11 protein-coding genes are annotated in these 13,973 nt (G+C 65.1%); 4 read left to right on the forward strand and 7 right to left on the reverse strand.

The features are described 5' to 3' along the window. Positions 1 to 53 precede the first annotated feature (53 nt). The 3 genes from mdoH to pncA form a co-directional block, all read right to left on the reverse strand. Complete coding sequence (gene mdoH, locus HDIA_RS20260) at positions 54 to 2,237, reverse strand: glucans biosynthesis glucosyltransferase MdoH (protein WP_197708052.1); 2,184 nt, start codon at positions 2,235 to 2,237, stop codon at positions 54 to 56. Then, complete coding sequence (locus HDIA_RS20265) at positions 2,225 to 3,769, reverse strand: glucan biosynthesis protein G (RefSeq protein ID WP_099559053.1); 1,545 nt, start codon at positions 3,767 to 3,769, stop codon at positions 2,225 to 2,227. Before HDIA_RS20265 ends, mdoH begins: the two co-directional genes overlap by 13 nt. A gap of 423 nt (positions 3,770 to 4,192) precedes the next feature. After that, positions 4,193 to 4,816 carry a bifunctional nicotinamidase/pyrazinamidase gene (gene pncA, locus HDIA_RS20270; protein WP_099557805.1) on the reverse strand — a complete coding sequence of 208 codons (624 nt, stop codon included), beginning with the start codon at positions 4,814 to 4,816 and terminating at the stop codon, positions 4,193 to 4,195. A 472-nt stretch (positions 4,817 to 5,288) separates the two neighbouring features. On the opposite strand from pncA, the gene HDIA_RS20275 reads away from it, so the two are divergent. Beyond that, a complete protein-coding gene (locus HDIA_RS20275; RefSeq protein WP_099557806.1) occupies positions 5,289 to 6,116 on the forward strand; it encodes an FTR1 family iron permease in 828 nt (275 codons plus the stop codon). A gap of 75 nt (positions 6,117 to 6,191) precedes the next feature. On the opposite strand, the gene HDIA_RS20280 is transcribed toward HDIA_RS20275, so the two are convergent. The 4 genes from HDIA_RS20280 to HDIA_RS20295 all read right to left on the reverse strand — a co-directional run bounded on the left by HDIA_RS20280 (position 6,192) and on the right by HDIA_RS20295 (position 11,097). Then, positions 6,192 to 6,851, reverse strand: a complete 660-nt coding sequence (locus HDIA_RS20280; protein WP_099557807.1) for a hypothetical protein — start codon at positions 6,849 to 6,851, stop codon at positions 6,192 to 6,194. Positions 6,852 to 6,995: 144 nt separating this feature from the next. Beyond that, on the reverse strand, positions 6,996 to 8,420 hold the full coding sequence (locus HDIA_RS20285) for an FGGY family carbohydrate kinase (protein WP_099557808.1): 1,425 nt from the start codon (positions 8,418 to 8,420) through the stop codon (positions 6,996 to 6,998). Then, positions 8,421 to 9,665 carry an NAD(P)/FAD-dependent oxidoreductase gene (locus tag HDIA_RS20290; RefSeq protein ID WP_099557809.1) on the reverse strand — a complete coding sequence of 415 codons (1,245 nt, stop codon included), beginning with the start codon at positions 9,663 to 9,665 and terminating at the stop codon, positions 8,421 to 8,423. Next, complete coding sequence (locus HDIA_RS20295) at positions 9,658 to 11,097, reverse strand: NAD(P)/FAD-dependent oxidoreductase (protein WP_425432908.1); 1,440 nt, start codon at positions 11,095 to 11,097, stop codon at positions 9,658 to 9,660. Before HDIA_RS20295 ends, HDIA_RS20290 begins: the two co-directional genes overlap by 8 nt. 131 nt (positions 11,098 to 11,228) lie before the next feature. Between HDIA_RS20295 and HDIA_RS20300 the strand changes: the two genes are divergently transcribed. Genes HDIA_RS20300 through HDIA_RS20310 form a run of 3 tightly spaced genes read left to right on the forward strand, consistent with a single transcriptional unit; the run spans position 11,229 to position 13,880 of the window. Beyond that, positions 11,229 to 11,999, forward strand: a complete 771-nt coding sequence (locus HDIA_RS20300) for a DeoR/GlpR family DNA-binding transcription regulator (protein ID WP_245884003.1) — start codon at positions 11,229 to 11,231, stop codon at positions 11,997 to 11,999. 34 nt (positions 12,000 to 12,033) lie between these two features. Next, entirely contained in the window at positions 12,034 to 12,546 is a 513-nt protein-coding gene (locus HDIA_RS20305; RefSeq protein ID WP_099557812.1) for a TRAP transporter small permease subunit, read from the forward strand. Beyond that, the gene (locus tag HDIA_RS20310; RefSeq protein WP_099557813.1) at positions 12,543 to 13,880 is read left to right on the forward strand and encodes a TRAP transporter large permease; all 1,338 of its coding nucleotides are present in this window, start codon (positions 12,543 to 12,545) and stop codon (positions 13,878 to 13,880) included. Before HDIA_RS20305 ends, HDIA_RS20310 begins: the two co-directional genes overlap by 4 nt. Positions 13,881 to 13,973 lie beyond the last annotated feature (93 nt).

Below are 13,973 nucleotides of genomic sequence, written 5' to 3' on the forward strand. Positions count from 1 at the left end.
TCTTGCAACGCGGCATAGCGGTCGGCCACGCAAGGCGGCGCCGCGCCATCCTGTCAGCCCTTTGGGCTCTCCACTTCGGGCAGCGCGGCCATCGCCTGAAGCAGCCTCGGGGTCGCCAGGACGATGGCTTCTTCCTTGGCGTTGAGGAAGGTTGCCGCCTCGCGGATGCTCTCCGCCTCGCCGATCTTTGCGGCGGCCATTGCCTCCACCGGATCGACGGCGCCGCGCCGGCGCGGCAGCACCCGGTCGGCAAAGGCGAGGTGCCGGGCAAGAAGGTCCGGATCGGACACCGTCTCGGCAAAGCTCGGCGCCTTGAGCACGGCCGCCTCGTAGGACGGCCGCACCGCCAGCATGTCCTCGCGGATCGGCGGCGGATTGGATTCCTCCGGAATGCGCAGGATGCCCATCTTCTTGAAGGCCCGGCCGATCGAGGCCGATCCGGTCAGACCCGACAGGGGAACGGCAAGGATGAGGCCCGTGACCGCCGGCGAGAGCCAGGCAAGAAGAATCCAGGAATCGGCCAGCGCCGCGCCACCCAGGATGAAGCCCGACAGGACGTGCCACTTGTGACGCCGGATGAGGTCGGTGAGCGGCACACCGCCGTCGTCGCGTCGCTGCGGGTTCCAGCCCGCGTCACGCCTGAGCAGAATCTGCACGATGGCGCCGGTGTGGATCAGCATCATGATCGGGGCGACGAGCGCGGAAAGGATCATCTCGGCAAGGAAGCTGACGAGAACGCCGAAAAAGCCTCCCGCCGCCTTGCGGGCCTTGCCGTCGGAAAGGAAGGCGACGAGCCCGAGGATCTTCGGCGTGAAGAGAACGCCCATCGTCAGCACGAAGAGGCCGAGCGCGCGCTCCGGATCGATGCGCGGCCAGGACGGGAAAAGCTGGAAGTCGGACGAGAAATACTCCGGCCGGATGAAGTGGGCCTGGAGGGCAAGGACGAGGCCGGCGATGAGCAGCATCAGCCACAGCGGCGAGGTCGCATAGGACAGGATGCCGGTCAGGAGATGGCTTCGGCTCACCCAATGCAGCCCGCGCGCCGCAATCAAGCGCGAATGCTGCAGGTTGCCCTGGCACCAGCGCCGGTCGCGCACGGCAAGGTCGATCAGCGACGGCGGGCTTTCCTCGAAGGACCCGGACAGATCGTCGGCGATGATGACGTTCCATCCCCCGCGCCGGATCAGCGCCGCCTCCACGAAATCGTGGCTCATGATGTGGCCGCCGAAGGGCGGAGCGCCCGGCAGGTCCGGCAACCCGGCGCAATTAGTGAAGGCCTCCGTGCGGATGATCGCGTTGTGGCCCCAGAAGTTGCCTTCCTTCTGCACCCACCAGGACAGGCCCGTTCCGACCACCGGCCCATAAACGCGGCCGGCGAACTGCTGGATGCGAGCCATCAGCGTCGTTCCGCCAACGAGCACAGGGATCGTCTGGATCAGCCCGGCGTCCGGATCGGCCTCCATGCGCCGGGCAAGCTCGACCATCGTCTCGGCGTCCATGAGGCTGTCGGCGTCCAGAACGAGGAGATGCTCGTAGGCCCCGCCCCAGCGGCGGCAGAAGTCGGCCACATTGCCGGCCTTGCGCCCCGTGTTCTGGCGCCGGCGACGGTAGAAGAGCCGCGTGCGCCCGCCGAGGCGCTGGCGCGCAAGCGCGAGCCCTTCCTCTTCCTGCAAGGCGACGGCGGCGTCGGTGGTATCGGCAATGACGAACCAGTCGAACGCATCGCCCTCGCCAAGGGCATCCACGGCCCGGATCATGGATTCCAGTTCGGCAAAGACGCGGTCCGGCTGCTCGTTGTAGGTCGGCATCAGCACCGCGGTGCGCTTCTTCAGCGGCTCCTTCGATCGCTGCGGTCCCGTGAACCGCCGGCGAACGATCACCGCGAAGCCGGCGATCGCGCTCGTCATCGCGATGGCGATCCACACGAAGGTGAGCGCAAAAAGGCCGAGCACCACCTGCTCCACCGGCGTCAGGTCACCGATGGAGAGGACGAGATACATCTCGTAGATCGCGAAGATGCTGAGGGCCAGCGCACCGCCGAGGACAAAGAAGCGTTTCGTCCAGGACGACCGCGCCGACGCGTTCACCAGCGTGCGGCGCGCGGAATAATCGAAACGCTCCAGCCGCTGGGCCGGCATGTCACGCGGCGATTCGGCAGGCATGCCCGGATCGATGCCGCCCGACGTTACGGAAGGGCAGATCACCTCGCGCGCGACATCCTCCTTTATGCCGTCCATCTGTAGACCCAGGTCTCCGCTGGTTCGCCGTTGTCGAAATGCAGCTCGGCGCGAAGTTCGATGAGTTCCTCGCTGCCCGGATCGAGCTGGAAGCTCAATCGGAAGCCGCCGGTGACATCATTGTTCTGGAGCACGACATTCTTGACCGAGCCCTTGTAGGAACTGACCGTCGCCTTGGGCTGGCCAATAGCGCCGCGATCGATCCCTGCTGCCAGCGAGTAGTCGACGACGAAAAGGCGCATGCCGCTGTCGCGATCGTTCGGCACCTGGCCCGAACGCGTCGACGTCACCCGCGCTGAACCCAGCGCCGCCTCCGGATCGCCGCCCCAGGCAAGCCTGTAGGCGAAACTGAACTCCGAGCCCGCGGGGATCGGCTCGTGCGGGTTCCAGTAGGCGACGATATTGTCGTGGATCTCCGAATCGGTCGGGATCTCGATCAGCGTGACGAGGCCGGAGCCCCAGTCGCCGACCGGCTCGATCCAGAGGCTCGGACGGCGCTGGTAGGCGGCCTCCAGATCTTCGTAATCGTCGAAATTGCGGTTGCGCTGGATGAGCCCGAAGCCGCGCGGCGCGGTATCGGAAAAGGCACTGATCTGCAGCGTCTTCGGATTGGCCAGAGGGCGCCAGAGCCGCTCGCCCCGACCGGTGACCATGAGCAGGCCGTCGGAATCGTGCACGGACGGACGGAAATCATCGATGTCATGCGGCCCGTTGCCGGAGAAGAAGTACATGCTCGTCCCCGGCGCAAGCCCGACCTTCTGCAGGTCGACACGCGGAAAGAGCTGCGCCTCCACATCCATCAGCGTCGGCATGCCCGGCCTCAGCGTGAACCGGTAGGCACCGGTCGTCGAGGGACTGTCGAGAAGCGCCGAGACGACGATGGAATCGGCCGCCTCGGACGGCCTTTCGACCCAGAAGGCACGGAAGGTCGGAAACTCCTCGCCCTCCGGATCGGCTGTTTTCAGCGCAAGACCGCGCGCCGAGATCCCGTAGACCTGCCCCTTGGCGAGCGAGCGGAAATAGCTCGCGCCCTGGAAGACGGCGATCTCGTCGTAATAGTCGGGCGTATTGATCGGCCCGTGGATACGGATGCCGGCAAAGCCGATGTCCTCGTTCGGGATCGGTTGCGGCACGAGCGATCCGAAGGAGAACATCTCCGGATCATAGGGAAGGTGCGTGGCCTCCCCCTTGTTCACCAGCGCCACTTCCACCGGCTGCTTGAAATAGGCGCCGCGATGAAAGAGCTGGAGCTGGAACGGCAGCTTCTGGTCCGCCCAGATCGACTTTTCGCGCCTGAAGCGGATATCGCGATACTGGTCGTAGGAAAGGTTCTGCAAGACATCCGGCAAGGAACTGTCCGGCGCCTGGAACTCCTGCGCGGCAAGCTTCCTTGCGATCTCCGCGACGGTCGAGCGGCGAAACGGGCCGCTGACGGCGAACTGGGCCTGCGTCGCCGCCGCGAAGGCCGCGGTCGGCAGGACGCCGCCAAAGGCGGCAACCACGGAGCCGATCGCCGCAAGTCCCCCCTTCATGAGATCGCGTCGGTCCGGCTGAAAGTCATCCGATTTCGAACGGGTGCTCGTCAGGTCCAAAATTCAAGGCTCCGCAAGGCAATACTAGAAACGACGTCGTCCCGGTGGCCTCGATGTCCCGGCTGCGGACCGACCCGGTATCGGGTCATTCCGCACCCTCCCGGATCTCCCGAGGTCGCAGGCGGGAAACCCCGGCAGCCGGCCGGCGACACGCCAGCTCCGAACTGCTCGTAACCATCAAGACATAGCGGGAACTTGTCCCGTTTCATAGTGGCAACTCCTGTTGGCGGGACGCTCCAGGAAAGGCAACGCACCAACCGCTCATCCGGTTCTCTCAAGTCTGATTTCCCCCGCCCGAACACCAGGGGAGCAACGCTCCTCGAAGGCGTCCGGACATCCTGCCGGGCGGCCACGCGCAAGGCCTCATGCCCCGTTCACGACCGAGACGCCGGCGGCCTTCATCTCCGCGATGGCCGCATCGAGCGATCCTCCAAGGTCGATCCCCCGGCAGGCATCGAGAAGCACGACCGCCTCAAAGCCCTCGCGGGCCGCATCGATGGCCGAATAGGCAACGCAGAAATCGGTCGCAAGACCCACGAAATAGAGCCTGCGGAAACCCCGCTCGCGCAAGGCGCCGGCAAGGCCCGTCGTCGTCTTGCGGTCGTTTTCGAAGAAGGCCGAATAGGAATCGATCTCGGGCCGGAACCCCTTGCGCACGATCAACTCGACCGGATTGAGATCGAGGCCCGGATGAAAGGCGGCGCCGTCGCTGCCCTTGACGCAGTGGTCCGACCAGAGCGTCTGGAGGCCGTAATCGGCCTCGATCGTCTCGAACGGAGCCTTCCCGGGATGGCTGGAGGCAAAGGAGAGATGCCCGGCCGGATGCCAGTCCTGCGTTGCCACGACATGGGCAAAACGCGGGCTGAGCGCATTGATGATTTCGACCACCGCATCGCCGTCGGTCACGGCAAGTGCTCCGCCAGGGCAAAAGTCTTTCTGCACGTCGATCACGACGAGGGCCTCGTCCGCCCTGAAATCGGTTGCCATCAAACCTCCAAGCCAGTTCGAATCATCTGCGGCCCGCCGCCATTCACCGGACGAATACGCGCCGGCTCGCTCCGGAGGAAGACAATACAACGCCGCCCGGCCATGCATAAATCGCGATTAACCATATCCTATCCGATTGCCAGAACCCGGCCATTGTGAGGCGTTGCCCCGGGCAACCCCGAATGAAGCGAAAATGCCTCCTGACCGGACTGCTGTTTCAGGCCACCTGCCAACGCTTGCCGGCGGCCGGGAAAGCCCAGCATTCACCCTGTGTGCGGCGAGCCACAGCCCCCGATTGCGATTCCCGCCGGGCGATTTATTCTGCCAATATTGATGAATCGGATTTTGCAGCCGGCCCGTGCTGGAGCGGACCAGGACTCGAAGGCCTCGTGGCAACCGGCAATGCCTCGCCATTGCTTGCGTCCGGCCGGTCGTCCTGTCGATTTGAGACCATTCGTTTGAGGTTCACGCCATGCTTGCTCCGCTCGTCGTCATTTTCCGGGAGGTTCTGGAAGCCGGCCTGATCATCGGTCTGGTCCTGGCGGCGACACGGGGCATTCCAAGACGTCTGAGCTATATCTCGGCAGGCGCGGCCGCCGGTTTCTTCGGCTCCACGCTGCTGGCCGCCTTCGCACACGAGATTGCCGGTTTCTTCGACGGCACGGGCCAGTATCTGCTCAACGCCCTCATCCTGATGACCGCCGTTGTCACGCTCTGCTGGCATGCGACATGGATGTCGCGCAATGGCAACGCGCTGAGCGAAAGGTTATCGGCGCTCGGCCACGATATCGCGGCGGCGCGCCAGCCGCTAACCGCCCTCTCGATTGTCGTGGCGGCCGTCGTGCTGCGCGAGGGATTCGAGATCGTCCTCTTTCTCTATGGCGTCCTCGCCCTCGACACGCCGACGACGTCCAGTCTCTTCACTAGCGGCATTCTCGGCATCCTTGCCGGCATCGCCGTCTCGGCTGCCGTCTATCTCGGCTTTGCCGCCATTCCGCTGCGGCACATCCTCGGCGTCACCAACGTCCTCATGACGCTGCTGGCCGCAGGGCTTGCCGCCAACGCGGTCGATCTTCTCCAGCGCAGCGGTTACGCGAACGTCCTCTATCCGACGGCCTGGAATTCGTCCTGGCTCGTCGATCAGGGGTCGATCTTCGGCAATATCCTGCATGTGCTGGTCGGCTACGTCGATCATCCGAGCCAACTCCAGGTGTTGGTCTACGTGGCGACCATCGCCGGCATCCAGGCTCTCGTGATGCTGGCCCGGCCGTCCGCCCGGTCGCCGCAAGGCCGGGGATAGACGAGCCGGGCAGTGACCGGAGAGGCCAGCTTGCGCCGGGCGTCTGATGGTCCTGGCCTCCGGAGCATTCTCCCTTCAGGACCAGATCGTCTGGGCCGCGATCCAATAGCCGGCATAGAGGATGGCCAGCCACACTGTCGCCACGACGAGCCGCCTGGCGAAGCGATCGACTTTGGCGCCGGTCGGGGTTTTCGTGAACTTTCGATAGAAATGGCCGAAAAGCAGGGGCAGGCAGGCAAGTCCGATCAGGCCGGCGATGAGCCCGAGGAAGGACAAGGCCATCATCGGACCTCCGACCGCCCAAATGAGGGAGACGATCCCCACGAAAAGCCCGGCCTTGACGAGCATCCCGATGCAAAAGGCGACGATCTCGCCAAGCGGCGATTCAAAGAAAATCTTCAAAAGCCAGATGACGGCAAGAGAGCCACCGAACGTTAGGCCCGCCACAGGCCAGGACTGCAAGAAGAGATATGCCCCGGCACCGGCGATGCAGGACAGAAAGAAGGCCGCGCCTTGCGGGCTCATGCCCTGGCGGGAACCGCCGTAGACCGGAGAGCGAACCGCAACGCTATGCGGGATCGTCTGGGATCCCCATGAGCGATTTGCCTCCTCGCTTTGCTTGGCTCGCACATAGTCGTCGTAACCGGCGGCGTTGTGAATGTTGCCGGTGAGGCTCCCGCTCTGTCCGAGGCTGCGCTGATAGGCGATTTCGCGCCATTCCGCTTGTGTTGCCATCGCAATTCACCTCCGTTGCCGCGCGGGCCGATCGACTCCTTTCCGGTCATGGACAAGAGAAGCGGATTTCCGCCGTTCCAACGAGAGACGATGGGCGCGGGCAACCGACAGGGACGACTGCCGATGGTCTTGCCGAGCTTGCGCTCACCCTGACGCCCGGGCATAGCCTTCCACGGCCTTGAGCGCGGCTTCGAAACGCCGCCGGCGCATGTCCGCATGGAGCGCGCCGGATGCCGCAACAACCGTTCCTTCCCGCACCTCGGGAAGATCGATCCCCGCCCCTTCCGCCGCCATCCGGGCCAGACCGGCGGCAGTCAGTTCCGGCTCGGCGGAAACGAACAGGTCGCGGCCGGTGACATCCGCGAGAAACTGCGTGAAATAACCATTGCGGGACAAGCCGCCATCGACCGAGACCGCACCGGCGAAGGACTGTTCCGCCTCCATGGAGATGAGCACCTCGGCGCTGCGCAGGGCAATGCCCTCCAGCAATGCCTGCATCATGTCGCCCTTTCCGGTCGCAAGGCCGAGACCGAGCCAGCCTCCCCGCGCCTGCCGGCTCCAGTGTGGACAACCGATGCCGGAGAGCGCCGGCACGAAAGCGATGCCCCGGTCGATGGCCGATGACGCCTCGAAGGCGCCGATCTCGCCATAATCGCCGAAGAGGCCGAGATCGCAGGCCCAGTTGACCGCCGCCGCCGCCGCATAGACGCCGCCGTCGAGCGCATAGGTCACCGCCTCGCCGGGCCGTTGCCAGCCGACCGTCGGCAAGGGACCCGGCTTTTCCGGTCGCTTGAGAGTCCCGGTCACGCATTGCGCGAAGGCACCGGTGCCGAAGGTGATCTTCGCCTCGCCCGGATTGCGGCAGCCATGGCCGTAGAGCGCCGCCTGCTGGTCGACGATGCTCGCGCCAAGACGAAGCCCGTGCGGAAGCGGACCCAGATTGCCGCAGGTCGGCCCGATCGGTGGGAGCGCCTCGATCGGAACGCCGAAGATCCGGCAAAGCTCTTCGTCCCACTCGCAGGTCTCGAGATTCATCAGCGACGTGCGCGAGGCCGTGGCGACATCGGTCTCGAAGCGCCCGGTCAGCCGGTCGCGGAAGAAGGCATCGGTGGTGCTGAGACGCAGCCGGCCGAGTGCCGCCAGTTCCCGCGCCCGTGGGATGTTTCGGACAATCCAGCCGAGCTTCGAAGCCGAGAAATAGGGATCGAGCGGCAGGCCCGCCCGCGCCATCACCTCCGGCCCGACGCCGTCGGCTTCAAGCGCGGCCGTCACGTCGGCGGTGCGATCATCCTGCCAGACGATGACCGGGCTGATCGCCTTGCCATCCTCGGCATCCCAGGCAAGACAGCTTTCGCCCTGATTGTCGATCCCGGCGAGACGTGCGCCTTCGGCCGCGGCAAGGCACCGGACGACGTTGGCGAGCAGTTCCTCCGGATCGTGCTCGACATGGCCCGCTGCCGGATAGAACTGCCTGTGGGTCAGCGAGAGAACCGGCCGCAGCCGCCCGCTTGCGTCCATCCGGAGGGCGCGGGTGCTGGTCGTGCCCTGATCGATCGCCAGTATCTGCATTCAGCCCTCGTCGAGAACAACGCGAAGATCATCCCCCTGCCGTGCCGATGCTGGCAGGGAGGGGATGGGGAGCAGGATACGCCGCTCCGGCAGGCTGTCGATCCTCCGCTCGACGAGACATTCGCCGCCCCGCATCAGCCGAAGGCGGCCACTGGCCGGACGCAAGAGACGAACCTGGATACGGTCGGCCGCTCCAGGCGCGGCGGGGCCGCAAGCAAGCCTTTGCGGCAGCGCCAGCTTCAGGGCGTCGCTGTCGACGGTGACGCGAACGCTGGCCTCGGGAGATGGCAACCGCCCGGCGAGCGCCGCCGCGATGGCCTTCGCCGCGCGATGTCCTTCCGCCCAGCTCCAGCCGGCGGTCTCGACTGCGCGCAGCAGATTGCCGGCCGCGAAATAGGCAGGATCCGACAGGCGGCCATACTGGTCGATCGCCGGGCCGCCGCTGAGGCGATCGAATTCCAGATGGCTCTGGCGAATGAGCGTTGCCTCCGGCCGGAAGGCGCCGGTGACGATGACGCCATCGGCCTCGATCTCGCGTCGACCCTCGGCATCGGCCACGACCACGCGCTCCACCCGGTCACGGCCAAGGATTTCCTCGACCTCCGTGCCGACGAGAACCGGAACGCCCATCAGATGAGCGAGAACCGTCGAGATCGCACGCGCCGTCGGACGCGACCCCGGCTCGATCATCGCCAGCGGCCGGATGCCAGCATGGCGGCAGGTGAGCAGCGCGGAGAAGGCGACAAGCTCCGAGCCGACGATCACCGGCCGCAGGAACGGACGCTGTCCGTTGAGATAGACGAGCCCCTGGAGCGCCCCGGTCGGGATGACGCCTCCCGGTTTCTCGCCGCCGATCAGGCGTCCGGCCCGGCTCGTCTCGCGAACGCCGGTTGCAAGCAGCACCGCGCGCCCCTCGATCTGGCGAAGCCCGTCGGGCGTGGAGAGCGAGAGACGACCGCCCGGATGCAGGGCCGTGACCGCCGTGTGGGTCCTGATCTCGACGCCGGCGGCCTTTGCCCGTTTCACCAGCCGCGCGGCGTAGTCAGGCCCTTTCAGCACGCGGTGAAACTCGCGCATACCGAAGGGATAGTGGCCGCAATGGCGCGGAATGCCGCCGGCCTCCCCCTCGCGGTCAAGAACGATGACGCGGGCGATCCCGGATCGGCGCAGTTCCGTCGCCGCGGCAAGGCCCGCCGGACCGCCGCCGACGACGATGACGTCGGCCTGTTCCGCCTCCTCACGCATCGTCAGATCCTCCGGCGAGCATCGGCTGGGCCAGTTTGCCCTCGGTGATCCGGGCAAGATCCGCCGAGCAATAGAAGCCCTGGCAGCGTCCCATCGTGACGCGCGAGCGGCGCTTGAGACCGCCCATGGATGAAGCCGCGAGCGGACCGCTCAGCGCTGCCTCGATTTCGCGCCGGGTGACCATCTCGCAATGGCAGACGATCCCGCCGTTGCCGGGCTGGCACCAGTCGCGCCGCGCCTCGTCGGAGAGTGCGGGCATCTGAGCCCAGACGGGATCGGCAATCGGCGTCCACTCCCGATTGGCAAGACGGGCCACGTGCGCCGCGATCCCGAGCGCCGCCGTGAGGCCCGTCGACCGGATGCCGCCGACGCAGATGTAGTCGTCCGCGAGATCGGCCCGGATGCGGTATTCCTTTTCCTCGGTCGCCGGACGAAGACCGGCATAGATCGCCGTCACGTCATGATCGGCAAGCGCGGGAAGAATCTCCTCGGCCTTGCGCACGAGTGCCTGCATCGTCTCGCGGTCGAGAACCGCATGGGCCCGATCCTCCTGCTCCTCGGCGGTCGGCCCGACCAGCAGGTTGCCGAAGGCCGTGCGGCAAACGACGATCCCCTTGGTGATCTTCGTCGGCACAGGCAGGAGGATATGGCCGGCGAGCGCCGCCGCCGGCTTGTCGTAGACGACGAACTGCCCCTTGCGTGGCTTGACGGTGAACCAGTTCTCGCCTGTGACGCGGCGGTCGACGATATCTCCGTAAAGACCGGCCGCGTTGATCACCAGCCGCGCACGAACCGTGCACTGCGATGTTTCCAGCAACCACGCACCATCGACACGACGCCCGGAGAGCACTTCGGTGGAGCGCATCAGATGCGCACCGTTTTGCAGCGCCTGCAGCAGATAGCCATGCGCTGCCGACCAGGGATCGATCAGGGATTCGCCCGGCACCCGGAAGCCGGCGACAACGTGCGGCGACAACTCGGGTTCGAGCGCCAGCAGGCCGGCCCGGTCGAGCGGCTCGATATCATCGACGCCATTCGCCCGCGCCTGATCCATCAGCTTCGGCAACTCGGCGGCCTGCGCCTCGTTCCAGGCAAGCACGAGTGCGCCGGAGCGAATAAGCGGCAGGCCCAGCTTTTCGTGGATGTCCAGATAGAGCCGATAGCCCTCGCGCACGCAGGCAAGTTCCAGCGATCCCTCGGGCGCATCGAAGCCCGTGTGCAGGATGGCGCTGTTGCCCTTGGAGGCGCCGTCCAGAACGTCAACGGCCTTTTCCAGCACGACCACGGACGCACCGTCGAGCGTGAATCGGCGCGCAAGGGCACAGCCCACGATGCCGGCTCCGATCACCGCCACATCGAATGTCTGATTGGCGCTTATTTTTTGAGCACTGCTCACGAAGTGACCGCCCAAGTTCATTGTGGAATTGTTCATCTATTGACTGATCAGTCATTTGTGTCAAGCTGGCGCTCTGGTTACAGGGAAAATCCGTCCTTGCTGGAGCAAATAATTCAAACGGCCCAAAACTTGCTGATCTGTATCATTCGGTATTAACTGGACGGAGCATGAAACGGAGCATGAAGCCGCATGAGCGACAGCTTCAGATCGACGAGATGATCCGGCGCGAGGGCGAGCTCTCCGTCGAGACGCTTGCGCATCGTTTCGACGTCTCCATGGAAACGATCCGCCGGGACCTCACCCAGCTCGCCGACGGCGGCCGGGTGGAGAAGGTCCATGGCGGAGCACGCCGGCCGCGCCTCATCGCCGAAGGCAGCTTTTCGGAGCGCCTCGGGACGGAAGCCGCCGCCAAGACGCGGATCGGACGCCGGCTGGCCGATGCCGTCGAAATGAACGAGACCCTTTTCATCGACACCGGCTCGACGACGCTCGCGGCGGCCGAGTTCCTCGCGTCCATTCCCGGCCTCACGGTCATCACCAATTCATGGCGGCTCGCCGAGCGTATGGACAAGGCAGGCTCGGACGCGGCCATCTATCTGCTCGGCGGCCGCTATCACGGTGACAATGCCGAGACGACGGGCCCGACCGCGATCGAACAGATCGCGGCCTTCCAGGCCGACCGCGCGATCCTCACCGTCGCCGCGATCTCGCCGGAGGTCGGCGCGATGGACGCGAGCTTCGAGGAGGCGCAAGTCGCGCGGGCGATGATCGCCCATGCCCGCACCGTGACCGTCCTTGCCGACAGCAGCAAGTTCGGCCGGCGCGCGGCTTTTTCCGTGTGCCTGTGCAACGAAATCGATCTGCTGATCAGCGATACGCAACTGGACGAGGCCCATCGCACCGCCTTGGCCGACATGGGAGTGGAAGTGTGGCATTGATGAAGGGCACGTCACGGCAGACAGGGGGTGACACATGCAGGGACTGATCGGGAAATACGTCCGCCTGACCGACCGGCTTTCAGACTATGTCGGCTATCTGGCCGCCTCGCTCATCTTTTTCATGGGCGGAACGCTGATCTTCGATGCCGTCACCCGCAACGTCGTCAAGATGCCGGTGCACTGGGCCATCGAGCTGACCCAGTTCACGCTCGCCGCCTATTATTTCATGGGCGGGCCGATGACCCTGAAGAACAACGACCATGTCCGCATGGATCTCTTCTATTCCACGCTGTCGGAGCGCGGAAAGGCCAAACTCGATCTCGTCACGGTCTTCTGCATGATCTTCTATCTCGGGGTCATGCTGGCGGGAGGCATCTCGAGCCTCGCCTATGCCATCGCCACCGATGAGCGGCGCTTCTCCATCTGGAACCCCTCGGTCATACCGATCAAGTCGCTGATGGTGGCTTGTCTCGTGCTGATGATGATGCAGGCGGTCGCCCTCGTCTTCAAGCACATCGCCACGCTGCGCGGGGAGACCCAGTCATGAGTTATGAGGCGATCGCGCTTCTTATGTTCGCCTCGATGGTGTTGTTGCTGGTCAGCGGCCAGCGCGTCTTCGCGGCGATCGGTTTCGTCGCGGCGGGCGCCGCCCTGCTGCTCTATGGCAACGGCGCGGTGGAACTGCCGTTCAACCAGGTCTTCAAGCTCTTCAACTGGTACCCGATGCTGACCCTGCCTATGTTCATCTACATGGGCTACATCCTGTCGGAGTCCGGCATCGCCGAGGACCTCTACAAGATGCTGCACGTCTGGTTCGGCCGTCTGCGCGGCGGCCTTGCCATCGGCACCATCCTGCTCATGGTCATCATCTCGGCCATGAACGGCCTGTCGGTCGCCGGCATGGCCATCGGCGCCACCATCGCCCTGCCGGAGATGCTGCGGCGTGGCTACGACAAGGTGCTGATCTCCGGCGTCATCCAGGGCGGCTCGTCGCTCGGCATCCTCATTCCGCCGTCGGTCGTTCTCGTCCTCTACGGCATGATCGCACGCCAGCCGGTCTCCAAGCTCTGGTTCGCGGGGCTCGTGCCCGGACTGATCATGGCGGCACTGTTTGTCGTCTATATCCTCATCCGCGCCCGCATGAACCCGGCGCTCGCCCCCGTGGTGGCGGAGGAGGAGCTGAACATGCCGCTGCGCGAGAAGCTCGCGCTCGCCCGTGCCGGCATCATCCCCTTCGCGATCTTCTTCTTCATGACCGGCCTCTTCGTCTTCGGCTACACCAGCCTCGTCGAGAGTTCGGCCGTCGGCGCGACCTGTGCCACCCTTGCCGCCATCGTCAAGGGACGCTTCACCTGGGGCCTGATCCGCGGCACGTCGATGAAGACCCTCGCGGTCTCCTGCATGTTCCTGTGGCTGATCCTCGCCGCGCTCGCCTTCGGCGCGGTCTTCGACGGCCTCGGAGCGGTCAAAGCCATCGAGAACCTCTTCGTCGAGAAGTGGGACCTCTCGCCCTGGACCATCATCATCATGATGCAGATCAGCTTCATCGTGATGGGCATGTTCCTCGACGACACGGCCATGCTGGTGATCGTGGCGCCGCTCTACGTGCCGCTGGTCAAGATGCTCGATCTCGGCTTCGACAACCAACTCATCTGGTTCGGCGTGCTCTACACGATCACCTGCCAGATCGCCTACATCACCCCGCCCTTCGGCTACAATCTATTCCTGATGCGCTCTCTGGCGCCGAAGGAAGTCACGCTGATCGACATCTACCGTTCGATCTGGCCTTTCGCCGCCATCATGGCCCTGACCATCGCGCTGGTGATGCTGTTCCCGCAGCTTGCCATGTGGTTGCCCGAGCACATGAACGTGAGAGGCTGAACAAGACGACGTCCGGACGGGAACCGGGCGCCAGACATGATGACCGACCGAACGGATGGGAAGCGGGGTGTGGAGAGCTCCGGCCCGATCCGC

The organism is Hartmannibacter diazotrophicus (genome assembly GCF_900231165.1).
Classification (GTDB): Bacteria; Pseudomonadota; Alphaproteobacteria; order Rhizobiales; family Pleomorphomonadaceae; genus Hartmannibacter; species Hartmannibacter diazotrophicus.

Excerpts from the sequence above, each read along its gene's own strand:
- HDIA_RS20295 (WP_425432908.1), bottom strand. The coding sequence starts at position 11,097 with ATGAACAATTCCACAATGAACTTGGGCGGTCACTTCGTGAGCAGTGCT.
- HDIA_RS20265 (WP_099559053.1), bottom strand. The coding sequence starts at position 3,769 with ATGAAGGGGGGACTTGCGGCGATCGGCTCCGTGGTTGCCGCCTTTGGC.
- mdoH (WP_197708052.1), bottom strand. The coding sequence starts at position 2,237 with ATGGACGGCATAAAGGAGGATGTCGCGCGCGAGGTGATCTGCCCTTCC.
- HDIA_RS20290 (WP_099557809.1), bottom strand. The coding sequence starts at position 9,665 with ATGCGTGAGGAGGCGGAACAGGCCGACGTCATCGTCGTCGGCGGCGGT.
- HDIA_RS20300 (WP_245884003.1), top strand. The coding sequence starts at position 11,229 with ATGAAACGGAGCATGAAGCCGCATGAGCGACAGCTTCAGATCGACGAG.
- pncA (WP_099557805.1), bottom strand. The coding sequence starts at position 4,816 with ATGGCAACCGATTTCAGGGCGGACGAGGCCCTCGTCGTGATCGACGTG.
- HDIA_RS20310 (WP_099557813.1), top strand. The coding sequence starts at position 12,543 with ATGAGTTATGAGGCGATCGCGCTTCTTATGTTCGCCTCGATGGTGTTG.
- HDIA_RS20280 (WP_099557807.1), bottom strand. The coding sequence starts at position 6,851 with ATGGCAACACAAGCGGAATGGCGCGAAATCGCCTATCAGCGCAGCCTC.
- HDIA_RS20285 (WP_099557808.1), bottom strand. The coding sequence starts at position 8,420 with ATGCAGATACTGGCGATCGATCAGGGCACGACCAGCACCCGCGCCCTC.
- HDIA_RS20305 (WP_099557812.1), top strand. The coding sequence starts at position 12,034 with ATGCAGGGACTGATCGGGAAATACGTCCGCCTGACCGACCGGCTTTCA.
- HDIA_RS20275 (WP_099557806.1), top strand. The coding sequence starts at position 5,289 with ATGCTTGCTCCGCTCGTCGTCATTTTCCGGGAGGTTCTGGAAGCCGGC.